General features: G+C 64.8%; 19 protein-coding genes. 8 read left to right on the top strand and 11 right to left on the bottom strand.

The features are described from left to right. Window positions 1-22: 22 nt before the first annotated feature. From I6F28_RS34270 to I6F28_RS34260, 3 genes are all read right to left on the bottom strand, one after another. Entirely contained in the window at window positions 23-1,486 is a 1,464-nt protein-coding gene (locus I6F28_RS34270; protein ID WP_036016051.1) for a trehalose-6-phosphate synthase, read from the bottom strand. 242 nt (window positions 1,487-1,728) lie between these two features. Beyond that, on the bottom strand, window positions 1,729-2,550 hold the full coding sequence (gene otsB, locus I6F28_RS34265; protein WP_036016048.1) for a trehalose-phosphatase: 822 nt from the start codon (window positions 2,548-2,550) through the stop codon (window positions 1,729-1,731). Window positions 2,551-2,554: 4 nt separating this feature from the next. Then, window positions 2,555-4,042, bottom strand: a complete 1,488-nt coding sequence (locus I6F28_RS34260; protein WP_225143307.1) for an MFS transporter — start codon at window positions 4,040-4,042, stop codon at window positions 2,555-2,557. Between the two features lie 182 nt (window positions 4,043-4,224). Here I6F28_RS34260 and I6F28_RS34255 point away from each other — a divergent pair, with 182 nt between their 5' ends. After that, a complete protein-coding gene (locus tag I6F28_RS34255; protein ID WP_225143305.1) occupies window positions 4,225-4,605 on the top strand; it encodes a DUF3175 domain-containing protein in 381 nt (126 codons plus the stop codon). Window positions 4,606-4,688: 83 nt separating this feature from the next. On the opposite strand, the gene I6F28_RS34250 is transcribed toward I6F28_RS34255, so the two are convergent. Continuing rightward, entirely contained in the window at window positions 4,689-6,737 is a 2,049-nt protein-coding gene (locus I6F28_RS34250; RefSeq protein ID WP_225143303.1) for a methyl-accepting chemotaxis protein, read from the bottom strand. A gap of 158 nt (window positions 6,738-6,895) precedes the next feature. Continuing rightward, window positions 6,896-8,935: a methyl-accepting chemotaxis protein gene (locus I6F28_RS34245; protein ID WP_225137212.1), complete on the bottom strand. Its 2,040-nt coding sequence runs from the start codon at window positions 8,933-8,935 to the stop codon at window positions 6,896-6,898. Window positions 8,936-9,140: 205 nt separating this feature from the next. Here I6F28_RS34245 and I6F28_RS34240 point away from each other — a divergent pair, with 205 nt between their 5' ends. Next, window positions 9,141-10,307, top strand: a complete 1,167-nt coding sequence (locus I6F28_RS34240; RefSeq protein ID WP_225143302.1) for an FIST N-terminal domain-containing protein — start codon at window positions 9,141-9,143, stop codon at window positions 10,305-10,307. A 5-nt stretch (window positions 10,308-10,312) separates the two neighbouring features. Continuing rightward, on the top strand, window positions 10,313-11,668 hold the full coding sequence (locus tag I6F28_RS34235) for a hybrid sensor histidine kinase/response regulator (protein WP_225113768.1): 1,356 nt from the start codon (window positions 10,313-10,315) through the stop codon (window positions 11,666-11,668). 102 nt (window positions 11,669-11,770) lie between these two features. Here I6F28_RS34235 and I6F28_RS34230 read toward each other — a convergent pair whose 3' ends face one another. Continuing rightward, window positions 11,771-12,286 (bottom strand): MarR family winged helix-turn-helix transcriptional regulator, encoded by a 516-nt coding sequence (locus I6F28_RS34230; RefSeq protein WP_036016140.1) that lies wholly within the window; start codon window positions 12,284-12,286, stop codon window positions 11,771-11,773. A 147-nt stretch (window positions 12,287-12,433) separates the two neighbouring features. Between I6F28_RS34230 and I6F28_RS34225 the strand changes: the two genes are divergently transcribed. Further along, window positions 12,434-13,111: a VOC family protein gene (locus I6F28_RS34225; protein WP_225143300.1), complete on the top strand. Its 678-nt coding sequence runs from the start codon at window positions 12,434-12,436 to the stop codon at window positions 13,109-13,111. Between the two features lie 36 nt (window positions 13,112-13,147). Here I6F28_RS34225 and I6F28_RS34220 read toward each other — a convergent pair whose 3' ends face one another. The 5 genes from I6F28_RS34220 to I6F28_RS34200 form a co-directional block, all read right to left on the bottom strand. Continuing rightward, window positions 13,148-13,849, bottom strand: coding sequence for a response regulator (locus tag I6F28_RS34220; RefSeq protein ID WP_050996263.1), 702 nt, complete (start codon window positions 13,847-13,849; stop codon window positions 13,148-13,150). Between the two features lie 115 nt (window positions 13,850-13,964). Beyond that, the gene (locus I6F28_RS34215; RefSeq protein ID WP_225143332.1) at window positions 13,965-14,657 is read right to left on the bottom strand and encodes a response regulator; all 693 of its coding nucleotides are present in this window, start codon (window positions 14,655-14,657) and stop codon (window positions 13,965-13,967) included. A gap of 153 nt (window positions 14,658-14,810) precedes the next feature. Next, the gene (locus tag I6F28_RS34210; RefSeq protein WP_225143298.1) at window positions 14,811-16,007 is read right to left on the bottom strand and encodes a c-type cytochrome; all 1,197 of its coding nucleotides are present in this window, start codon (window positions 16,005-16,007) and stop codon (window positions 14,811-14,813) included. A 143-nt stretch (window positions 16,008-16,150) separates the two neighbouring features. Beyond that, complete coding sequence (locus tag I6F28_RS34205; RefSeq protein ID WP_225143296.1) at window positions 16,151-17,866, bottom strand: PQQ-dependent methanol/ethanol family dehydrogenase; 1,716 nt, start codon at window positions 17,864-17,866, stop codon at window positions 16,151-16,153. 309 nt (window positions 17,867-18,175) lie between these two features. Beyond that, on the bottom strand, window positions 18,176-18,565 hold the full coding sequence (locus I6F28_RS34200) for an SRPBCC family protein (RefSeq protein WP_225143294.1): 390 nt from the start codon (window positions 18,563-18,565) through the stop codon (window positions 18,176-18,178). Window positions 18,566-19,280: 715 nt separating this feature from the next. Here I6F28_RS34200 and I6F28_RS34195 point away from each other — a divergent pair. From I6F28_RS34195 to I6F28_RS34180, 4 genes are all read left to right on the top strand, one after another. Beyond that, window positions 19,281-19,766, top strand: a complete 486-nt coding sequence (locus I6F28_RS34195; RefSeq protein ID WP_225143293.1) for a (2Fe-2S)-binding protein — start codon at window positions 19,281-19,283, stop codon at window positions 19,764-19,766. 84 nt (window positions 19,767-19,850) lie between these two features. Then, on the top strand, window positions 19,851-22,193 hold the full coding sequence (locus tag I6F28_RS34190; protein WP_225143292.1) for a xanthine dehydrogenase family protein molybdopterin-binding subunit: 2,343 nt from the start codon (window positions 19,851-19,853) through the stop codon (window positions 22,191-22,193). A gap of 13 nt (window positions 22,194-22,206) precedes the next feature. Beyond that, window positions 22,207-23,007 carry an FAD binding domain-containing protein gene (locus I6F28_RS34185; RefSeq protein ID WP_225143291.1) on the top strand — a complete coding sequence of 267 codons (801 nt, stop codon included), beginning with the start codon at window positions 22,207-22,209 and terminating at the stop codon, window positions 23,005-23,007. 208 nt (window positions 23,008-23,215) lie between these two features. Further along, window positions 23,216-24,328: a CaiB/BaiF CoA transferase family protein gene (locus I6F28_RS34180; RefSeq protein ID WP_225143290.1), complete on the top strand. Its 1,113-nt coding sequence runs from the start codon at window positions 23,216-23,218 to the stop codon at window positions 24,326-24,328. The last annotated feature ends 186 nt before the right edge of the window (window positions 24,329-24,514 follow it).

Raw genomic sequence — 24,514 nt, 5'->3', positions numbered from 1 at the left:
GTGAGATCGAGCCAAGCTGAGATTAGATCAACCGCACGCCTGAGATCGCCGACTTCAACCAGCGCAGCGCCTGCGGCGGCTGGGCCGCGAGCGGCGCCACGGCGGCCTTCTCGGTGCGGCACTTCTCGAGCTCGGCGACGAAATCGGCGGACCATTGCTGGATGGTGTGGCCGCGCAGCTTCTTCATCATCGCATCCCAGCGCATCTTGCGCTCGGTGAGCGGCATGGATGCCGCGACCGCGACCGCGCGGGCCATGCCGTCGATATCGTGCGGATTGACCAGCAGCGCAGCGTCGAGCTCGTTGGCGGCGCCGGCGAACTTCGACAGCACCAGCACGCCGGGATCGGCGGGGTTTTGCGCGGCGACGTATTCCTTGGCGACGAGGTTCATGCCGTCGTGCAGCGGCGTCACCACGCCGACCTGCGCGGTGCGGTAGAGACCGGCGAGCACGGCCTGGCTGAAGCCTTTGTTCAAATAGCGGATCGGCGTCCAGTCGACCTCGCCGTGGCGGCCGTTGACGTCGGTGACGAGGCGCGCGACCTCGTTCTGGAGATTGCCATAGGCCTCGATGCCGCCGCGCGAGGGATTGGCGATCTGGAGCAGCGAGATGCTGCGCGCAAACTGCGGCTGCTCGGTCCAGAGCCGGTCGAATGCGCTGATGCGGTTGACGAGACCCTTGGAATAGTCGAGCCGGTCGACGCCGATCGCGAGGCGCTCGCCGTTGAGGCTGCGGCGCAGGCGCGACACATCCGGATGCGCGGCCGACTTCGCGGCATAGGCGGCGAACTTCTCCGCATCGATGCCGATCGGGAAAACTTCACAGCGCGTGCGCCCATGCTGCGAGACCACGACCCCGTCCTCGATGGTGAGGCCGAGCTCGGCGCCGACATAGCCGAGGAAGTTCTGCCGATCTTCCTCGGTCTGGAAGCCGAGCAGATCATAGGCCAGCATCGCGGTGATCAGCTCGCGATGGTTGGGTACGCCCTGCATCACAGCAGTGACGGGCCACGGCGTATGCAGGAAGAAGCCGATGGGATCATCGACGCCGAGCTCGCGCAGCTCGGCACCAAGCGCGAGGAAATGATAGTCCTGAACCCAGAACGCAGTCCGGGCTTTGCGGAAACGCATCAAGGCGCGCGCCATGAAGGCGTTGACCTCGCGATAGCTGACATAGTCCTCGCGCGAGACGCGGATCAGGTCGCTGCGCGAATGCAGCGCCGGCCACAGCGCCGAATTGGCAAAGCCTTCGTAGTATCCGCCGTAATGGGCCGCCGGCAGATCCAACGTCGCAATCGCGCCTGTCCCGAGCGCCTCGATCTCGGCGAACGGCTCCTTCTGGTGGCCATCACGCACCCGGCCGGAGGAACCGACCCAGATCGCACCAGAATGTTCCACAACGGGAAGCAATGCCGCCGCAAGGCCGCCCGTCATGGGCTCGTTGGGTTTGCCGCGGGCGACGCGATTTGAAACGACGATCAAGTTCACAGGTCGTCCCCTCCTGTTCATTCCGCCCCATTTAACTGCCGTTCATCAATATGGTTCCTGATCATCGTTTCAACCAATTGAAACCAAAATCGGGCGTGCGCGTTGGAACTGGTTTCGCTCGTGGAACCCAGTCATTTCGCTGCAAAGACAGCGTTTCCGGTCCTGTTGCGCAGCATGCATTGCAGCGCGCAATGGCGCTGCGATGGAGGCCTTTGTGTCTGCGAGATGACGCTGCCTTGGTTTCACCTGGGATCGAGCAGATGTGCAAGGAACGCACGCACATCCGCCGGCGCATCGAAGTGGCCATTCACGCCCATGGCGCGGCGGCCGACCGAGAACGCCAGCCCGTCCATGTCGGGCATGATCGCGAACACGGTCTCATCGGTGACGTCGTCACCGATGAACAGCGGACGACGTCCTTTGAACGGCGCGCGCTTCATCAACTCGCGCACGCCGCTCGCCTTGGTGAATCCGGAATGCTTGATCTCGCAGACGAACTTGCCCGGCAGCACCTCGATCGGCGCATTGGGCAGATCGGCGCGGATCAGTGAGACGGATTCGTAGATCGCCTTCTCCGCATGCGGCGCCAGGCGGTAATGCAGCGCGAGCGAATAGCCCTTGTCCTCGAGCAGGATTCCAGGGCTGAGCTTGGCGATGGCGGCGAGGCGCCGCTTCAGCTCCTTGTCGAGCGGCGGCGCGTGCAGGGCATCCGCTTCACTGTCCACCGCCAGCCGCATCTCCGCGCCATGACCGGCGACGGCGCGGAACACGTCGGGCGCGAAGATCAGGTCGATGTCGTTGAGCGAGCGGCCGCTGACCAGCGCCAGCGCCCCCGAGGTGCGCTCGGTCAAAGCTTTCAGCGTTTCCGACAGGCCCGGCGGCACCCACACCTCGCGCGGCGTCGGCATCAGCTCAAGCAGCGTGCCATCGATGTCGAGCAGAATGGCGATTTCATCGAGATGCGGCACCAACGCATGCGGCACCGGCACCGTTTCCGGCGTCTCGTCGTCATCAGGTATGGTGAGCTTCTGGTCCAACGCCATTTCCGCAAGTTCCGATTTCATCAGTCTACTCCATAAAGGCGAGCGGCCGCGCGATGTGTTCGAGCGATTTGCGCTCGGCGGCGACGGCATAGCGCCACGCCACGATCGCAGCCGCGATCATCAGGACGGCCCCCAGCAGATAGCCGGCGAATACGCTGGTGCGCGATCCCGTGTCGATCAGCGCGCCGAACAACGCCGGCCCGATCACGCCGCCGATGCCGGTGCCGACCGCATAGAACACCGCGATCGCCAGCGCGCGAACCTCGAGGGGAAAGGTCTCGCTGACGGTGAGATAGGCCGCGCTCGCGGCGGGCGAGGCGAAGAAGAAGATCACCATCCAGGCGATGGTCTGCCCCTGCGCGCTCAGGACACCGATCGAGAACAGATAGCCTGATAGCGCCAGCAACAGGCCCGATGCGCCATAGGTGAACGTGATCATGGTGCGGCGTCCCAGCGTATCGAACAGGCGGCCGAGCAGCAGCGGCCCGAGGAAATTGCCGGCCGCGAACGGCAGCAAGTACCAGCCGACGTGGTCGGCCTTGATGCCATAGAAATCAGTCAGCACCAGCGCGAAGGTGAAGAAGATGGCGTTGTAGAAGAATGCCTGCGCGCTCATCAGCACGAGGCCGACCAATGCGCGCCGGCGATAGACCGAAAACAAGGTGTGGACCACCTCGGCGATCGGCGTGTGATCGCGCATCTTCAGGCGGATCTTGGTGAAGCGTCCGTCGCTGGTATCCTGGTCGTGCCCGATCACCGACCGCTCGATCCCGTCGACGATGGCATGGGCCTCGTCGGGACGACCATGAATCATCAGCCAGCGCGGACTTTCCGGGATCCACATCCGCATCAAGAGAACGACGAGGCCGAGGGCGGCGCCGATCAGATAGGCCAGGCGCCAGCCGAGATCGGGAGCGAATACTGCGGGATCGAGCAGCACGATGGCCGCCACTGCGCCCATCGCAGCCCCGATCCAGAAGCTGCCGTTGATCACGAGATCGGTCCAGCCGCGATAGCGTGCGGGCACCAACTCCTGGATCGTCGAGTTGATCGCTGTGTACTCGCCGCCGATGCCGGCGCCGGTGAGAAAGCGGAACAGCGCGTAGCTCGCGACATCCCATGACAGCGCGGTTGCGGCCGTTGCCGAGAGGTAGAGCGCCAGCGTGATGAAGAACAGCTTCTTGCGGCCGATACGGTCGGTCAGCCAGCCGAAGCCGAGCGCACCGAGCACGGCGCCCGCGAGGTAGGCGGAGTTGGCGATGCCGAGATCGAGATTGGAGAACTGCATCGATGGGCTTTGCTTCAGCGCACCGGAGAGCGCACCCGCAAGCGTCACCTCGAGGCCGTCGAGAATCCAGGTGATGCCCAGCGCGAGCACGACGCGGGTGTGAAAACCGCTCCACGGCAGCGCATCGAGCCGCGAGGGAATGCTGGTCTCGACGATGCGGTCGGTCACGGCCGCCGCCGAGACTACGGGTGCATAGTTCAGCGCTGGGCTCTGCTGCAGTTCCATCGGATTGTTGCGTCTGATCAATGGAAGCGGCCCCGGCTCACATAACGTGGACGGGGTCGATCCGATCATCGGGGTGCGGCATTCTGCCTGCCACCTGCGACAACGTTTGCGAGGGGGCCGGGTTCCCGCGGGAACGCCAGCGAGCACCGCTCGTTTCCGCTGGACCCGCAAGGAGTTGGCGCATGGCTCAGGTCAGAAAGACGACACATTCTCGAAACAGCAGCCCGCGCAAGACGGCACGCAAGGCAAACACCCGGCGGAGCGGGACCGCGCACAAGAGCACCAAACGCGCCACAAGGCGCTGGTCGCTGCGCGTGACGGAGGAGAGCGATGCGCTCGACCTCAAGCAAGGGGTGTTCAAGCTGACCAGCGCGAAGAGGATTGCGGCCTCGCTGAAGCGCTCGGCCGAGCACAGCTCGCGACGCAAGACTGGCGCCTATGGCTCGGCGCTGTCGATGCTGACCTTCTACATCAACCGCGCCGGCAAGACGCTGTCCAAGACGCAGCGCACGCGACTGGAGCGCGCGAAGGTCGAGCTGAAGCGGGCGTTCGGAAGGGAATGAACTCACTCCGCTGTCGTTCCGGACAGCGGAGTGTAAGGCGATAGCGCGGCCCTTCGGGGCCGCGAGCTACAGGAGCAGCGAACCTACGCCGCGCGGATATTCTCCATGAAGCGGTCGAGCTCGGCGCGAAGGCGGGTGCTTTCGCTCGATAGTGTCTTGGCCGAGTTCAGCACCTCTTCCGAGGCCGAGCCGGTCTCGGCGGCGCCGCGGTTGACCTCGCCGATATCGGTGGCCGCGGTCTGGGTGCCCTGCGCCACGGTCTGGACGCTGCGGGCGATCTCCTGGGTGGCGGCGCCCTGCTGCTCCACCGCGCTCGCGATCGAGGTCGAGATCGACGAGATCTGGCCGATCGTCGCGCCGATCTCCTTGATCGCCGCAACCGATTCGGCGGTGGCGCCCTGCATGCCCGTGATGTGCGAGGAGATCTCGTCGGTCGCCTTCGCGGTCTGGCTCGCCAGCGACTTCACCTCGCTCGCAACCACCGCGAAGCCGCGGCCGGCTTCACCGGCGCGGGCGGCCTCGATGGTGGCGTTCAGCGCGAGCAGATTGGTCTGCTCGGCGATCGCGGTGATCAGCTTGACCACCTCGCCGATCTGCTGTGCCGCGTGCGACAGCTTGCCGATGCGGCCGTCGGTCTCCTTGGCCTGCATGACGGCAGCCTCTGCGATGCGGCTGGAATCGCGCACCTGGCGGCCGATCTCCTCGACCGAAGCCGAGAGCTCTTCGGTCGCGGTCGCGACCGACTGCATATTGGAGGAGGCTTGCTCGGAGACGCCGGCGACCTGGCTCGACAGGCTCTGTGTGGTCTCGGCGGTGCGGGTCAGCGTGGAGGCGGCCGATTCCAGCTGCACGGCGGAGGCCGAGACGTTGGAGACGATGGCACCCACCGCGCTCTCGAAATCGTCGGCAAAGCGGATCAGTTCGGCGCGGCGGCTTGCGGCCTGCTCGCGGTTCTGCACTTCGCTGGCGGCGGCGTCGCGCTCGGCCTTTGCAACGGCCTGGATCTTGAACTCCTCGACCGCGCCGGCCATCTCGCCGATCTCGTCCTTGCGCCCCAGGCCCGGCAACACGACGTCGAAATTGCCCGAGGCCAGCTCGCGCATCGCCTTGCACATCGCGATCATCGGCCGCGAGATGCCGTTGCCGAGCCACAAGGCCAGCACGATGCCGATGGCCAGCCCGCCGAGCGCCATCATCAGCATCAGCTGCTGGGTCTCTACGATCGTCGCATTGGCGCTCGCCTCGATGCGTTGCTGGTCCGCGGTGAGATCCGAACGCAGCTCGGCCGAGAGCTTGAGGATGGTCGCCGCTGTCTTGGTCATCTCGCCGTTCAGCTTGACGATGACCTTCACGTTCTCGGTCAGCTTTGCGAACGAGGTGCGGTACTGCTTCAAGAGATCGCCGATCTCCTTGACGCGATCGGTGATCTTCTGGTCGTTCGCGTAGACAGAGACCAGCAGCGTCTCGAGGAACTTGATGCGGGCGATCACGCCGTCGGCGGTCTTCGGCTCCGGCTTGGCGACGAAAGCGCTGACCGAGGTCGAGACCGCCAGATATTGCGAGGTGATGTCCTTGGCCGTGGTCTGCACCGAGGAGAGACCCGCCAGCGCCGCGGTGTCGGCGAGATCGTCGAATTTGAAGCGGATCTTGTTGCCGACACTGTTGAGCTCGTCGGCCGCGATCTTGTTGTTCTCGCGCGTCAGCGTGATGATCTCGCTGAAGACTTTCGTAAAGCTCTGGAACTCGGCCTCGAGCTTGCCGACCTGCTCGCGGCGAGCCGCGCCCGTGGTGGCGGCCATCGATTTGGCGATCGCGCTCTTCAGATTTCCTTCAGCGGCCTTGGCCGCGGTCTCGTCATCAGCCGCGCCGGTCAGGGTATAGGCCCGTGCCAGCCCCTGATAGGCGATCAGCTCGCGATCGACCGTCCGCGCCAGATCGGCTTCCGCTACGCTGGTGCGGTAGGAGGCCACAGCGCCTGCGATCCGCTCGAAGCCGAAATAGGCGAACGCCATGCTGACGGCGAGGATGGCGAGCACCGCCACGAAGCCGAGGATGATTTTTGCGCGAAAACGCAGCGTTGGCAGCTTCGATTGGCGCGACTTCGATTGGCTCGATTTGGACGTGACCGACATTCCCCCACCCCATTCCATTCGCGGAAAACCAGGCGCAGCCGGGAAGCAGCCCGCTTCCGACTCGTGTGCACGGTAACCGGCAAAGGATAAGCTGCGGTAAACTTGTGGCGCCGCAACTGGCGGTTAGGTGACGTAGGGATTTGTTAAGGTGCGCTTTACTACGCCGCCCTGATGTTCGCCATGAAGCGGTCGAGCTCGGCGCGAAGACGGGTGCTTTCGCTCGATAGTGTCTTGGCCGAGTTCAGCACCTCTTCCGAGGCCGAGCCGGTCTCGGCGGCGCCGCGGTTGACCTCGCCGATATCGGTGGCCGCGGTCTGGGTGCCCTGCGCCACGGTCTGGACGCTGCGGGCGATCTCCTGGGTGGCGGCGCCCTGCTGCTCCACCGCGCTCGCGATCGAGGTCGAGATCGACGAGATCTGGCCGATCGTCGCGCCGATCTCCTTGATCGCCGCAACCGATTCGGCGGTGGCGCCCTGCATGCCCGTGATGTGCGAGGAGATCTCGTCGGTCGCCTTCGCGGTCTGGCTCGCCAGCGACTTCACCTCGCTCGCAACCACCGCGAAGCCGCGGCCGGCTTCACCGGCGCGGGCGGCCTCGATGGTGGCGTTCAGCGCGAGCAGATTGGTCTGCTCGGCGATCGCGGTGATCAGCTTGACCACCTCGCCGATCTGCTGTGCCGCGTGCGACAGCTTGCCGATGCGGCCGTCGGTCTCCTTGGCCTGCATGACGGCAGCCTCTGCGATGCGGCTGGAATCGCGCACCTGGCGGCCGATCTCCTCGACCGAAGCCGAGAGCTCTTCGGTCGCGGTCGCGACCGACTGCATATTGGAGGAGGCTTGCTCGGAGACGCCGGCGACCTGGCTCGACAGGCTCTGCGTGGTCTCGGCGGTGCGGGTCAGCGTCGAGGCGGCCGATTCCAGCTGCACGGCCGAGGCCGAGACGTTGGAGACGATGGCGCCGACCGCGCTCTCGAAATCGTCGGCAAAGCGGATCAGTTCGGCGCGGCGGCTTGCGGCCTGCTCGCGGTTCTGCACTTCGCTGGCGGCGGCATCGCGCTCGGCCTTAGCGACGGCCTGGATCTTGAACTCCTCGACCGCGCCGGCCATCTCGCCGATCTCGTCCTTGCGCCCCAGGCCCGGCAACACGACATCGAAATTGCCCGAGGCGAGCTCGCGCATCGCCTTGCACATCGCAATCATCGGCCGCGAGATGCCGGTGCCGAGCAGGAAGGCGAGGACCGCGCCTAACAGCGTGCCGCCGACGGCCAGCATCAGCACCAGCTGCTCGGTCTGTCCGATGGTCGCCGCCGATTCCGAATCCAGCCGCTGCTGCTCGGCGACCAGGTCCGCCTTCATGGCGGTGGCGCCTTGCTGGATCGCGCCAGCCGAGCCGCTCATCTCCGTGACGAGGCCATCGACCAGCTTGGCGTTGGCGATCAACTTCTCCAGCGCCTCGCGATAGGCGCCGAGGATGGACTTGGCCTCCTTGAGGCCAGCGACAATCTTGTCGTCCATGGAATAGACCGCACCCAGCGAGTTCTCGACGAATTTCAGCCGCGCGAGGGCGCTGTTCGCGATCGCCTGATCGGACGTCAGCACGAACTGGGTGGCTGCAGCGCTTGCGGTCTGGAATTGGGCGTTGACCTGCTTGGTGCCAAACTCGATCGCCTGCGCTTCGGCGTCGGAGGCGTTGTTGCCGATGTCGTCGAGCTTGTACTTCAGAAGATTGGCTTGGCGCTGGAGCTGGTTCTGCACCAGCAGCGCGCTGTCGCGCTTGGCCTGGAGCACCTTAGCGAAGGTTGCGGAGAAGTTGGAAAACTCCTTGGCGAGCTTGCCGAGGCTTTCCTGCCGCGCCGGCTTGGTGGCGGCCTTGACGGCCTGGTCGATGGCGTTCTTCAGGCTGGCCTCGGCATCGAGCGCCGCCTTGGCGTCGTCTTCCTTACCGGTGACGACGAAATATTTGGCGGCCGAACGATAGGCGAGCAGCTCACGGTCGATATTGCGGGCGAGATCGGCCTCCGACACGCTGCTGCGGTAGGATCCGACCCCGGCGGCGACCCGCTCGAAGCCGAAATAGGAAAACGCCATGCTGCCGGCGGAGATCACCAGCACGGCGGCGAAGCCGAGTATGATCTTTGCGCGGAACTTGAGGGTCGGAAATTGTGCACGCTTCGACGGCGACGCGGTACGCCCGGACATTCCCAACCCCCAGCTCATGTGATTCTGCGGCCCGGAAGCAGCCCTTTCCGAACGTTGCGGAAAATTAGGGCAGAATCCTCAAGGGGTGGTAAATCCGACCGGGCTTGCGGGGAGCGGCTGCCGTGTTGCGGCTCACCGGAAAACGCCCTACTCTCGATAATTATCAGGCACTTGGCATCAGACCGAGCCTTAAGGGAGAAACGGAGTGGGGCAAACCGATTTTCGGTTTGGCGGTGCGTCTGGCGTTGCCGTGGCCAAGTCGAAGGCCGCGAGCGTCGATGACGCCGTGGCCGAGCTGGCGGCCCAGCTCCCGTCCGACGGGCTGGCGCTGATCCTGGTGTTCGTCTCTCCCAGCTACGACCCCGATCGCTTCATCGCGGAGATCAGCCGCCAATTCGACGACACAGAGGTCTGCGGCTGTACCACCGCGGGCGAGCTTGCTCCTGACGGCTGGGACGAGAACAGCGTCGTGGCGCTGGCGTTCAGCCGCGCGGACTTTTCCGCGGTGGTGCGGCCGATCTTCAATCTCGACAGCTTCCGCGTCGAGGACGGCCGCAGGATCGGCGGCGAGCTCCGGCACGAGCTGTTGCGGGCCACGCCGCAGGTCGAGCGCGGCAGTCCCTTCGGCCTGGTCCTGATCGACGGCCTGTGCCGCCGCGAAGAAGCGGTGATGTCCGCGATCTATGCATCGCTGGACGATATTCCGGTCGTCGGCGGGTCGGCAGGCGACGGGCTGCGCTTCGAGAAGACATTCGTGTTCTTCGACGGCAAGGCACACAGCAATGCCGCCCTCTTGATCCTGCTGAACACCTCGTTGCCGTTCCGCGTCTTCAAGTGCGACAATTTCGAGCCGCAGGCGCAGAAGATGGTGGTGACCGAGGCCGACATCGAAAACCGCATGGTCCGGGAGCTGAACGCAGAGCCTGCCGCGCAAGAATATTCGCGCGTGGTCGGCATCATGGATGCCAAGCTCGATCCGTTCTCCTTCGCCTCGCATCCGGTCCTCGTGCGCGTCGGCGGCGCCTATTACGCACGCTCGATCCAGCGGGTCGAGCCGGACGGCTCCTTGCATTTCTTCTGCGCCATCGACGAGGGCATGGTGCTGACCGCCGCGACCTCGCGAAGCCTGGTCGGCGCGGCCCGCGAGACGTTCGCCGACATCCGCGACCAGATCGGAGACGTCTCGCTCTATATCGGCTTCGAATGCCTGCTCCGCCGGCTCGATGCCGAGCAGCATCAGCTCGCCCGCGACATGTCAGAACTGTACCGGCAGAACCGTGTGGTCGGCTTTCACACTTACGGCGAGCAGTTCGGCTCCATGCATGTGAACCAGACCTTCACGGGAGTTGCGATCGGAAGGCGCCGGTCGTGACGGACATGTGGCAGGGCCCCGATGCGGTCGACCAGCTCAGGCGCGAGGCCGCCAAGCTGAGGAAGATCAATGCCGCGCTGATGTCGCGCGTCGAGCGCTCGATGGACCAGCAGCTCAACGCCTTTTCATTGTTCGAAACCGCCATCGCGCTCGACCACAAGGTTCGCGACCGGACGCACCAATTGCGCGAGGCGCTGCATTCGGTCGAGCGTGCCAATGAGGGACTCTACCGCGCCAAGCAGCAGGCAGAGGCGGCAAGCTCGCTGAAATCCTCCGTGCTGATCTCGGTCACCCACGATCTGTTGCAGCCGCTCAACGCGGCGCGCCTGACCCTGTCCGCACTGACGGAGATGATGGAGTCGCAGGAAGCGGGCGTGCTGATCGACCAGGCGAGCCGCTCGCTGGTGATGCTGGAGGACCTGCTGCGCTCGCTGCTGGAGATCGCCAAGCTCGATTCCGGCGCGCTCAAGCCCGACGTGCGCGCGATCGCGCTGGCCCCCCTGTTCGAGCAGCTCCGCAACGAGTTCGAGCCGATCGCCGCGCGGCAAGGCCTGTCCTTGCGCATCCGCCCCTCTCAGCTCGCGGTGATGTCGGATGCGATGATGCTGCGGCGGATCCTGCAGAACCTGCTCGCCAATGCCATTCGCTATACCCGCAGCGGCGGCGTCGTGATCGGATGCCGGCCGCGCAGCGGGCAGATCTGCGTCCAGGTCTCCGACACCGGACCCGGGATCGCGCAGGCGCAGCAGGAGGCGATCTTCCGCGAATTCCAGCGCGGCGATGCCAACGCGGCCGACCAAGCCGGCTTCGGGCTCGGCCTCTCCATCGTCCGCCGCTTCGCCAGCGAGCTCGGGCACGAGGTGCGGCTGTCGTCACAGCTCGGCAAGGGATCGACCTTCACCCTGGAGCTGGAGCCGGCCGACCTCGCCGAGGTCGCCGACGAGGTGCAGGAGGTCGCGCCCGCCGCGCGGCACTACGATTACAGCGGGCTCGAAGGCGCCAAGATCCTGCTGATCGAGAACGATCCGAACGGCTCGGAGGCGATGGCCGCGCTGCTGGAGGGATGGGGCTGCGACGTCGCGACCACGCGATCGGGTGCGGACGCGCTCGTGCGCCTCAGCGAGCTCGGCGGCGCGCCCGATGTCGTGATCGCCGACCTCCATCTCGACCACGGCGAAAGCGGCCTGTCGGCCATCACCGACGTGCGGGAGCATTTGAAGCTCGACACGCCCGCCATGATCATCACCGCCGACTATTCCGAACAGGCGGCGAAGCAGGCGAGCCTGCAGGGCCTCGAAGTGCTGAAGAAGCCGATCAAGCCGGCCGAGATGCGGGCGCTGCTGTCGTTCCTGCTGAGCTGAAGCGCGGATGATCTTCGCCTCGCCTTCCTTGCGGCGGGGCTATCGGACGTAGCCAAGACAAGAATGTCGAAAACAACCCCATGCAAAGTAGACAGGGGCCTGTCACTCCTCCTCCATCGCCTTGATTAGATTGTCGCGGAGCTTGACGACGCTTTTCTGCAGCCGCGCGAACTCATCGGGCTTTAGTCCGCTCGACTTCACGAGATTCATGTGCATGCCTTTCTCGCGGAGGCGTCGGCCGGCGTCGGTGAGACTGACGCGCACCTGCCGCTCGTCGGCGGGATCGCGCTGGCGGCGCAAATAGCCTGCCGCCTCGAGCTTTTTGAGGATCGGCGTCAGGGTGTTGGATTCCAGGAACATCTTGTCGCCGAGTTCGCTGACGGTTTGGTCGTCCTGCTCCCACAGCGCCACGATCGCGATCCACTGGGGGTAGGTTAGGCCGAGCTCATCGAGGCCCGGCTTGTAGGCTCGTCCGTAGGCGAGGTTGGCCGAATAGATCGCGAAGCACAGGAAATCGTCGAGGCGCCGGTCGCCCTCGGCCGGTTTCGGCTGATTGGTCGTTGAATCATCTCTGGAATCGTCTCTGAATTCGGCTCTGGGACCGTTCTTCAGGCTCATGGGGGTGCCCTTTCCAACACGGACATGTGAAACTCCGCGTGCATATATATCGTGTCCGATTAAATCGGAAGGTTGACATTGAGGCTCCAAGGTACTTTATATCTCGTACACGATTATATCGTAACCGCTATAATCAGGAGAGAAGCAATGCCTGCCCCCGATGCAAATGAGACCACCCAAGCGCCAACGATCGACATGAAGCTCGAAGTCGTCGTCATCCCTGTTTCGGACATCGATCGCGCCAAGAAGTTCTATGCGAACCTCGGATGGCGGCTCGATGCCGATTTCGCCGGGCCTGACGACTACCGCGTCATCCAGTTCACACCTCCCGGCTCCCCCTCCTCGGTCATTTTCGGCAAGAACGTGACCGCGGCGGCGCCCGGCTCCGCCCAGGGTCTGTACCTGATCGTCTCCGACATTGAAGCCGCGCGAGACGATCTGCGCGGTCGCGGCGTCGAGGTCAGCGAAGTCTTCCACGCTGAAGGCGACGTGCACACCGGACCCGACGAGCCTTATCTGTTCGGGCGCCGTCGGATTGCTGGTCTGGATCCCGCACGCGCCAGCTATCGCTCGTACGTCTCATTCAACGATCCCGATGGCAACGGCTGGCTGTTCCAGGAGATCACCACGCGATTGCCGGGACGCGTAGAGCCAGCAGGAACAACATTCACCTCCTCGTCCGAGCTCGCGAGCGCGCTCCGACGTGCGGCTAAGGCACACGGTGAGCACGAGAAGCGGAACGGCGGTCAGTACGATGCGAACTGGCCGGACTGGTACGCCGACTACATCGCTCGCGAGCAAGCCGGCCAGCCGCTACCGGCTTGAACCGCGGCTCGCCTCGTTCCGACGAATGACACCGGATTATCCTGAGGGCGGATCGGCCTGCGAACGCTCCCCCTTCAGGCCGGCGCCTTCGCCGGCCAGGGTCGCGAAATCGATCCGGGACATTTCGACGATGGCCTTGGTGCGGCTGAGCACGTTGAGCTTGCGCAGGATGTCGGAGACGTGGACCTTCACCGTGGTCTCGGAGATGTTCAGCTCGAAGGCGATCTGCTTGTTCTGCAGGCCGCGTTTGAGCATTTCGAGCACGCGCAATTGCTGCGGCGTCAACTCGTGCAGGCGTTTCAGCAGATCCTGCGCCGGGCCGGCGGCGCGTTGCGGGCGGACGAGCCCGCGATAGGCGGCTGGGACACAGACCGCACCGCGCAGCACCTCGCCGATCGACTGCGCCAGCTCCTGCTTGGAGGACGATTTGAGGATGTAGCCGGAGACGCCGAGCGACAAGGCGCCGGCTATGATCTGCGGATCCTGATGCCCTGATACGATGACGACGGGAATCCTGGGAAAGGCCTTGCGGATGCGGATGATGCCGGAAAGGCCCGTGGTGCCCGGCATCGACAGATCGAGCAGGATGAGGTCGAGCTCGGCAGCCGCCGCGGCCTGCTCGAGCGCACCGTCGATCGACGTCGCCTGAAGGATCTCGGCCGCCGGCGCCGCCATCTGGAGCGCGCCCTCCAAGGCTTCTCGAAACAACGGATGGTCTTCGACGATCAGAAATCGCATCACGCGTGAGCCATTCCCGGTTGATTGGCCAGATGATCGAAGGGTTCGACGCCGAAACGAGAATGTCGCAGCCGGACCAGACCGGTTTGATCCAGATCAAGCAGGATATTGCGCGTCATTGCGGCCGCCCGCGGTCGGCCCGCGCATAAGGCCGGGCCTTGGGATCCGGCAGGTCCACCTTGCCGATCTCGATGATCGCCTTGTTGCGGCTGAACAGGCCGAGTTTGCGCAGAATTTCGGTGATATGCGCCTTCACCGTGGATTCGGCGAGCTGAAGCTCCTGGCCGATCTGCCGGTTCGGATAGCCGCGCCGCAGCAGATCGAGCACGCGAAGCTGCTGCGGCGTGAGCTCGCGCAGCTTGACCTCGAGCGCCTTGCTGGCCTCGGCCCGACGCCGCTGCGACGTTACCACGAAATCCTTCGGCACCGACACCGATCCGTTCAGCACGCCCTCGATCGACTGCGCCAGCTCGCGCTTCGACAGCGACTTCGGCAGAAAACCCGCGGCCCCAAGCTCCAGCGCCTCGCGAACGACGCGCTGGTCCTCCTCGCTCGACACGATGGCGACGGGCAGGCGTGGATGGGCCTCGCGCAAGCGCAGAAAGCCGGAGAAGCCGGTCGCATCGGGCAGCAGGAGGTCGAGCAGTGCGAGGTCGATGCCCTCGCCCTGCTCGGCCGTCAGGATGTGAAGGGCGTCCTCGATCGACATCGCCTCGACAATCCGCGCCTCCGGCAGAGCCAGCCGCACCGCATTACCGAGGGCCTCGCGAAACAGCGGATGATCGTCGATGATCAGGAAGCTGGTCATGGCGCCTTCACAGGACTGCACCGCCGAATGCTGCACCGTACGGGCATCCGCCGCCGCAGCGGAAGAGGCGGAACCATCCGGCATCAATCCGGCACCGGGATGGCGCCGGATGAACGCTACCACATCCTCCCGATCGGGTTCGGTCAAGACCGTTCAATCGTTCGATTCGACCTGGACCGTCAGCAGGAAGGAATAGATGCTGTTGACCTGGTCCTCGGTATAGACCTCCTTCCAGGCCGGCATGCCCTTGTTCGGCCGTCCCTCCTGCACGGTGGTCAAATATTTCTCGCGCATCTCGTCGCCGTAGCGGTGACGCAGCAGCCGCAGATCGATCTTGCGCTCGCTCTGGATCGCATCGGGACCGTGGCAGTGGGCGCAGGTTCCGTTGAAGATCTCCTTGCCCGCGCCGACGGCCTCAAGGCCCGGCGTGACCGCATCGCCCTTGGTCTCAGTCGCCACGACATTGGCGACCTGGACGACGCCGGCTCCGCTTCCCGTGCCCGTCGTCAGCGGCGCTGGCGTCGGCGCTGCGCCGAAGCGAACCGGCGCGCCGCCCGGCAAACCGTATTTCACGGCGAGCTCGCCGATCTTGCCCTGAAGCTGCGGCAGCACGGCATTGACGCGGTCGCGCAACTCGGTCGAGGCCTTGGCAAAGCCGATGGCGGCGTCCCATGACAGGCCCTCGCCCTCGGTGAGCTCGATCTGGTAGCGGCCGCCGTAGCTGGTCTTGTTCAGCCAGCCGGCGACCGGGCCCCAGATGAAGGCGACGTCGGCCCGGCCCTGGTCGAGCGCCTGCATGCCCTCCTCAGGCGACAGCACCGTCACTTTCTGGATGTCGTCGCGGCTCGCGAGCAGGTTTTGCGGCGTGCTGGCGAACTGCACGGCGACGCGCTTGCCCTTGAGGCCCTCGATGCCGCCGATCGCCGCGCCCTTCGCAGATTCCTTGGTGGCGACGAGGGCATAGCCCTCTTTGGCGATGGCGTCGGAGAAGATCACGGCCGGGCCCATGAAATCTGCGGACCGCGGCAGCCCGATCATGGCGTCGCATTGCTTGCCGAGCAGCGTGACCCGCACCGTGCGCTTGCCGAAATAGGATTTGTACCAGTCATAGGCGATCGGCCGGCCGAGCGCCTGCGCCAAGGCCTGCCCGATCTCGACATAGAAGCCCGGCTTCGACGAACTGTCGCTGGAGAATGGAAGGTTGGTCGGATCGGCGCAGAGACGGAACGGTTGCGCCTCGTTGGCCTGCAGCGGCGAGGCCGGAACGATCAGCGCCGCGGCGGCACATGCGAGCAGGCCTGCGATGGCGCGATGTCGGCTCGCACCGGTGGCGGAATGATTCGGACGCATCCTCGTCTCCCTTGGTGTTGGCTTTGTTGCGCCGGAGCTCGTTGAGCCGGGCGCAGCGGCACCAGGCATCGGCCGATGCCGCAGCTAAAATCCGGAGAAAGCGCGCGCGTATCCCGTCACCTCGAGGATACGCGCGCGAGTTGTCACTGGACGGAGAACACGAAGAGCGAGCCGCCCTCGGGGGCTGCGGCCGTCATCTTCTTTCCTACCTCGCCCAGGAACGCAGGCAGCGCAGCGGTGCGGCCGACGACGATGGCGACATATTGCTTGCCGTCGACCTGATAGGTCACCGGACCTGCGCCGATGCCGGAGCCGAGATTCTTGCTCCACAGCACCTTGCCGGACTTCGCATCGATGGCACGGAAGTCGCCATGGATGTTGCCGGCAAACACGAGGCCGCCGCCGGTGGTCAGCGTGCCGCCGTTGAAGGGCAGGTCTTCCTTGATCGACCAGACCTTCTTCTGCGCGACCGGATCCCAGGCGACGAGCTCGCCGAGGAAGCCGCCGGGGCCTTCCTTGGTCGGGAATTCGGCGCCGAGATAGAACACGCCGCGCTTGTAAGTGACGTCGCTGACCGACCAGTCCATGCAGACGTTGTTGGACGGGATGTAGACGAGGCCAGTCTGCGGATTGAACGACATCGGTTGCCAGTTCTTGCCGCCGATCAGGTTCGGGCAGATGTCCTTGGCGGGATGGCCCGGCCCGGGACGCTTGTCGGGATCCTCGACCGCGCGCATCGTGGCGACGTCCCACTTCTTGGCCCAGTTGGAGAACACGTATTTCTCCGCCGACAGCACCTTGCCGGTCTCACGGTTGGCGACGAAGAAGAAGCCGTTGCGGTCGGCCTTCATCAGCGTCGGAACGGTGCTGCCGCCGATCTTGAGATCCGCGAGCACGGCTTCGTTGACGCCGTCATAGTCCCACGCGTCGGCCGGCGTGGTCTGGATGTGCCACTTGATCTTGCCGGTGTTGGGATCGAGCGCGAGCGTCGAAGCCGTGTAGAGGTTGGTCAGCTTGCCGAAGTTGCCGTCGCCGGTCGAACGCACCGCCGTGTTCCACGGGGCGGGATTGCTGGTGCCCCAATAGACCGTGTCGGTCTTCGGATCGTAGGAGCCGACCAGCCAGGCCGCGCCGCCGCCATGCTGGGCGGAGTCGCCCTTCCAGGAATCGCCGCCGGGCTCGTCCGGCGAAGGAACGGTGTAGGTCTGCCACACCTGCTTGCCGGTGTTGATGTCGAAGGCCAGCAGCGCGCCGCGCACGCCGTATTCGCCGCCGCCGAAACCGGTGATGACCTTGTCGCGCACGACGAGCGGCGGCGAGGTGATGACCGAGCCCTGCTTGTAGTCGACCACCTTCGCCGTCCACAGCGACTTGCCGGTCGCGGCATCGAGCGCGGTCAGCTTGCCGTCGAGGCGGCCGACGAAGATCTTGCCGTCGGCGTAGGAGACGCCGCGGCTGTTCACGTCGCAGCAGGAGTATTGCAGCACGTCCTCGGGAATATCGGGCTCCCAGGTCCATTTGCGCTGCCCCGTCGCCGCATCGAGCGCATAGACGTATTTCGGACCCCACGAGCTCGAAACGTACAGCGTGTTGCCGATGACGATCGGCGAGGATTCGTTCGAACGCAACGACGCCAGCGAGAAGGAGTAAGCGAGCGTCAGCTTCCCGGCGTTCTCGGTGTTGATCTGCTTGAGCGGGCTGAAGCGCGTGTTGCCGTAATCGTGGCCGGCAACGGCCCATTGATTCGAATCGGATTGCGCGTTGAGCACCGAGTCGTTGGCGCGAACGCCCGGTGTAACGGCGGCGAGCATCGCAATCATGGAGATGCCGGCCAAGAAGCCCTTCGTTCCAAAGGTCATGTATTCCCTCCGCGATGTTGTTGTGCACGCCTCGTTGGGCGCCTGAGCGCACTGCGCTCGTGATGCGCAGTTCGCCTGCGAGCCATCGTTCGAAATTACAGCATCGCCGTTTCGCGCTTAGTATAGGCGGAAGGTAGTAGTGCAAATCATCGGCGGCTTTCGCCGCTCATCTTGTTGTCGCGCCTTGCGTCCTGCCCTTGTTTTGCAGCTTGAAATGCGCGTTCGAATGAAGGCGGCATCGCGCATCAATCACGATGATGGCGCTACCACGCCGGCGAGATTTTCGAAGAAGCTCGCGGCGAGTTTTCGCTACGTCGAGTCGATCAATCGCGAGCCGAGCTGTGCGAGCTTGCCGCCGATCTGCGCATCGGCCTCGTAGTGCAGGATGGTGACATCAGGGGCTTCTTCTTCCAGCCTGACCTTCGCGCCGCCCTTGGCAAAGCCGGCGACGCCGCCGGCGCCCTCGCCGACGATGCGATAGCCGTTGGGCGCATCGATATCGGTCAGCCTCACCTTGCCGCTGAACGCCGCCTTCACCGGACCGACCTTCAGCACCACGGTCGCCGTCATCTCGGTCGGCGACGCCATCTCGAGCGATTGGCAGCCGGGAATGCAGCGCCTGAGAATTTCGGGATCGTTGAGCGCGGCCCAGACCTTTGCCTTCGACGCCGGGATCCGCTGACTGTCGTTCATCTGCATCGCTTCCACCCTTGTTGCCGTTGCCTGTACGGCTCGACTAGGGGGACGGGCGGCTGCGATCTATCGCCAGGAAGTAGTAGTCCTGCTTTCCGGACCTCTCATTCACGCGATGTCATTCCGGGGCGCGCCTCTTGGCGCGAACCCGGAATCCATTTCCCCGCGGACTCTGCGGCCCGATGGATTCCGGGCTCCCTCGCTCCGCTCGGGCCCCGGAATGACGCAGTGGGTTGTTGGAAGCGCAACACGCGGGGCGTCCTAACCCACGCGGCTCGACGGCGGCACTTCGCTGCATTGCCGTAAGCAAAATCAATGGCTTAAGTCGTCTCGCCCTACTACCAAGATCGCGATTACAAAGGCGGGGGCGCATGCTCCTATTCGCGCAACGAGCACGGCATTAAAGGGAGGAACGACGCACGACCGGGCCTAGGTCCAGGGCAAGCGGCGAGATGACCACGGCACGCGCGACCGGCTCACGCGCCTATTGCGGCGGCAGCCGAGCACGCCATCGCAGATGCTAGCTGCGACTTTCCGTGTGTCTCCTACAATGTCGCAGCACGTGATGGCGGCGGCACGAGACGTCGTGGCCGAATCGCAGATCGGCGACCGTCATCACGATGACCCTTCCATGACCGCGGTCAGCAAAAACCCAGTTGCAAAGTTTCGTTTGCGCTGTCTCTAATTAGAACCAATCAAAATAACTTTGGGAGGACTTCAAGTGTCTACAGTCAAACTGACGGTCAACGGCAAGGCCGTTGCTGTCGATGTCGAGGACCGCACGCTGCTGGTCCAGCTCCTGCGCGATCACCTCAACCTGACCGGGACCCATGTCGGCTGCGACACCAGCCAGTGCGGCGCCTGCGTCGTGCACATGGACGGCCGCGCGGTGAAATCCTGCACCATGCTGGCGGGGCAGGCCGACGGCGCCAACGTCACCACGATCGAGGGCATCGCCAAGGGCGACGAACTGCACCCGATGCAGGCCGCCTTCCGCGACAATCACGGCCTGCAGTGCGGCTATTGCACGCCGGGCATGATCATGTCGGCGATCGACATCGTGCACCGCCATGGTGGACAGCTCGACGAGGCGACCGTCCGCACCGAGCTCGAAGGCAATATCTGCCGCTGCACCGGCTATCACAACATCGTCAAGGCGGTGCTGGACGCCGCCGGCCGCATGAAGGTCTCGCAGGCGGCCGAGTAAGCGGCGCGCCTCGAAACAAGAACAACCGTCGCAGCCGTCGATGGACGGCGCGATCAAGGAAATTTCCGGTCGGGAGGACCAGACATGGGTGTTGAAGGCATCGGCGCACGCGTCGTGCGCAAGGAAGACAAGCGTTTCATTACCGGCAAGGGCCGTTACGTCGACGACATCAAATTGACGGGTATGACCCATGCCTATTTCATCCGCAGCCCGCACGCGCACGCCAAGGTCAAGAAGATCGACTCGTCCGCGGCGCTGAAGATGCCGGGCGTGGTCGCGGTGCTCACCGGACAGGAGCTGGTCGACGACAAGGTCGGCAACCTGATCTGCGGATGGGCCATCACCTCCAAGGACGGCAGCCCGATGAAGATGGGCGCATGGCCGGCGATGGCGCCGGACACGGTGCGCTTCGTCGGACAGGCAATTGCCGTCGTGATCGCCGACAGCAAGAATCTCGCGCGCGACGCGGCGGAAGCCGTCGTGGTCGACTACGAGGAGCTCCCCGCGGTCGCCGACATGCACGCCGCCATCAAGCCCGGCGCGCCGCAGCTTCATCCTGAGGCGCCCGGCAACCAGGTCTATGATTGGGTGATCGGCGACGAGGGCGCGGTGAATGCCGCCTTCTCGAAAGCCGCCAATGTGGTGAAGCTCGACGTCACCAACAACCGCCTCGCGCCGAATGCGATGGAGCCGCGCGCGGCGATCGCCGATTACGACACCGCGGAGGAGCACTTCACCCTCTATACGACGTCGCAGAACCCGCACGTCGCCCGTCTCGTGCTCTCGGCGTTCTACAACATCGCCCCCGAGCACAAGCTGCGCGTGATCGCGCCCGACGTCGGCGGCGGCTTCGGCTCCAAGATCTTCATCTATCCCGAGGAGATGGTGGCGCTGTGGGCCTCGAAGAAAGTCGGCCGTCCCGTCAAGTGGACCGGCGACCGCACCGAAGCCTTCCTCACCGACGCGCATGGCCGCGATCACATCACCCATGCCGAGATGGCCTTCGACGCCAACAACAAGATCATCGGCCTCAAGGTGAAGACCTACGCCAATTTCGGCGCCTACATGTCGCTGTTCTCGTCCTCGGTGCCGACCTATCTCTACGCGACGCTGCTGTCGGGCCAGTACAACATCCCGGCGATCCATGCCGAGGTGATCGGGGTCTACACCAACACCACGCCGGTCGACGCCTATCGCGGCGCGGGCCGGCCCGAGGCGAGCTATCTGATCGAGCGGTTGATGGAAACGGCGGCGCGGCAGCTGAACGTCGATCCGGCCCAGTTGCGGCGGACCAACTTCATCACCCAGTTCCCGCACCAGACGCCTGTCATCATGGCCTACGACACCGGCGACTTCAACGCTTCCCTCGATGCGGCGATGAAAGCGATCGATTATGCCGGCTTCCCTGCCCGCAAGGCCAAGGCGAAGGCCGACGGCAAGCTGCGCGGCATCGGCGTGTCCTGCTACATCGAGGCCTGCGGCATCGCGCCGTCGAAGGCGGTCGGCAGCCTGGGCGCCGGCGTCGGCCTTTGGGAATCGGCCGAGGTGCGCGTCAACCCGGTCGGCACCATCGAGATCCTCACCGGCTCGCACAGCCACGGGCAGGGTCACGAGACCACCTTCTGCCAGCTCGTCGCGGAGCGCCTGGGCGTTCCGATCAGCCAGGTCTCGATCGTCCATGGCGACACCGACAAGGTGCAGTTCGGCATGGGCACCTACGGCTCGCGCTCGGCGGCCGTCGGCCTCACCGCGATCCTGAAGGCGATGGAGAAGATGGAATCCAAGGCCAAGAAGATCGCCGCGCATGCGCTGGAGGCGTCGGAGGCCGACATCGTCATCGAGAACGGCGAGTTCAAGGTGACAGGCACCGACAAGGCGATCGCCCTGCCGATGGTCGCGCTCGCGGCCTATACGGCGCACAATCTGCCTGACGGGATGGAGCCGGGCCTGAAGGAGAGCGCCTTCTACGACCCGACCAACTTCACCTTCCCGGCCGGCGCCTATATCTGCGAGCTCGAGGTCGATCCCGGCACCGGCAAGACCTCCTTCGTCAACTTCGTCGCGGCGGACGATTTCGGCCGGCTGATCAACCCGATGATCGTCGAGGGCCAGGTCCATGGTGGCCTCGTGCAGGGCATCGGGCAGGCATTGCTCGAGCATGCGATCTATGATGCCAACGGCCAGCCGGTCACGGCCTCGTTCATGGATTACGCCATGCCGCGCGCCGACGACGTGCCGTCGTTCAACCTGTCCCACACCACGACGCTGTGCCCGGGCAATCCCTTGGGCATCAAGGGCTGCGGTGAGGCCGGCGCGATCGGCGCATCGGCGGCCGTGATCAACGCGATCACGGATGCGATCGGCAAGAACAACCTGGAAATGCCCGCAACCCCTGACAGGGTGTGGCGCACGATCCACGCGGCTTAAGGGAGGACCGAAGATGTACCAGACCACCTATCATCGCGCCTTCTCGGTCGACGAGGCCGCCAGCCTGTTCGCCAAGGGTAGCGAGTCGAAGTTCCTCGCCGGCGGTCAGACGCTGCTGCCGGTCATGAAGCAGCGCCTCGCAGGTCCCTCCGACGTCATCGACCTCGGCAGGATCAAGGAGCTGCAGGGCGTCGAGCTGTCAGGCGACACGCTGACCATCAAGGCTGCGACGACCTATTACGACATCATGACGAATGCCGACGTGAAGCAGGCGATTCCTGCAATCGCCTACCTCACCTCCGTGCTCGGCGACCCCGCCGTGCGCTACCGCGGCACGATCGGCGGCTCGATCGCCAACAACGATCCGGCCGCGGATTTCCCGGCGGCGCTGCTCGCGCTCGGCGCCACCGTGAAGACCAACAAGCGGTCGATTGCGGCGGATGATTTCTTCCAGGGCCTGTTCACGACGGCGCTCGAAGACGGCGAGATCATCACCGCCGTGTCATTCCCGGTGCCGGCAAAGGCGGGCTACGAGAAGATGCGGCATCCGGCCTCGCGCTTCGCGCTGACCGGCGTGTTCGTGGCGCAGGCCAAGTCGGGCGAGGTTCGGGTCGCCGCCACCGGCGCCTCGCAAACCGGCGTGATGCGGGTGGGCGCGATCGAGGCGGCGCTGAAGGCGAACTGGTCGCCATCGGCGATCGACAGCGTCAGCATCTCGGCGAACGGATTGCTGGCCGACATCCACGGCACGGCGGAATATCGCGCCAATCTGATCAAGGTGATGGCACAACGCGCGGTCGCTGCTGCGCGCTGACAGTTCGACTTAGCGTCTCCACGCAAATTTTCCGCGGCGCGCACTTCGGTGCGCGCCGTTTTATTTTGGCCGTGCGGCATGAAAACCGCTTGCCTCGCTGGCGTGAAGGCGAGAAAAGTTAATCGGCCGATTAACTCGCTCAACAGAAGAAACGTCAGAGGCGATTGCCGATCGCCGGCATCCGTCCGCGACCCGAGGAAACAACAACGTGCTCGACAAACCCGCCCCCACCTCCTCCGTCCGCGCTTCCGGCCCGCTCTCGGGCTTCCGCATCGTCGAATTCGCCGGCATCGGGCCCGGTCCGTTCGCCTGCATGATGCTGGCCGACATGGGCGCCGACGTCGTCACGCTCGACCGCGTCGGCGCGAAGAAGAGCATGAAGTCGGTGGCCGGGCGCGGCCGCAAGGTGATCGAGCTCGACCTCAAGGACAAGGCGGCGATCGCGCAAGTATTGGATCTGCTCGCGAGCGCGGACGCGCTGGTCGAGGGTTTTCGCCCCGGTGTGATGGAGCGGCTGGGCCTCGGGCCGGACGTCGTGCTCGCACGCAACCCGAAGCTGGTCTATGGCCGCATGACCGGCTGGGGCCAGGAAGGCCCGCTCGCCAACGCCGCCGGCCACGACATCAATTACATCTCCATCACCGGCGCGCTCGCCGCGATCGGCACTGAGGAAGCGCCGGTGCCGCCCCTCAATTTGGTCGGCGATTTCGGCGGCGGTGCGCTCTATCTCGTCGTCGGCGTGCTCGCCGCACTGCTGGAAGCACAGAAGTCGGGCAAAGGCCAAGTGGTGGACGCGGCGATGTGCGACGGCGCGGCCTCGCTGATGTCGTTCTTCTTCGACATGACCACGATGGGACGCTGGACCGAGGAGCGCAACCAGAACTTCCTCGACGGCGGCGCGCATTTCTACGGCGTCTACGAATGCGCCTGCGGGCACTTCGTCTCGATCGGCTCGATCGAGCCGCAATTCTACGCGCTGCTGCGCGAGCACGCCGGCCTCACCGACGCCGATTTCGACGCGCAGATGGACCGCAAGGCCTGGCCAGCGCTGAAGGAGAAGCTGAAGGCCGTGTTCAAGAGCAAGACGCGCGAGGACTGGTGCAAGATCATGGAAGGCACTGACATTTGCTTCGCGCCGGTGCTGACCATGTCTGAGGCGACACAGCATCCGCACATGGTCGCCCGCAACGTCTTCATCGAGCGTCACGGCGTGAAACAGCCGGCCCCGGCGCCGCGGTTCTCGCGCACGCCCTCGGCCGCGCGCGAGCCGGAGGCGGCGGAGATCGGGGCGGTGATGAAGGCGTGGCAGGCGCCGAAGTAATTTCCGCGGTCACTCCGGGGCGCGCGGAGCGCGAGCCCGGGATCCATAACCACAGTCGCGTAGCAACCATTAAGTTGCGGCGGTATTTTCACGCCAGGGCGTACCTCGGGCAACAACGGTGTTGGCGTAGATAAGGAGCTTCCTGGCGCAAGCGATCAGGGCGACGCTGTGCGCTTTTCCTGCGGC

Origin of the sequence: Bradyrhizobium sp. NBAIM14, assembly GCF_020193895.1 — a bacterium.
Taxonomy (GTDB): domain Bacteria; phylum Pseudomonadota; class Alphaproteobacteria; order Rhizobiales; family Xanthobacteraceae; genus Bradyrhizobium; species Bradyrhizobium yuanmingense.
The sequence above is the reverse complement of the archived record's forward strand: the minus strand, read 5'-3'. Positions and strand labels throughout refer to the sequence as shown.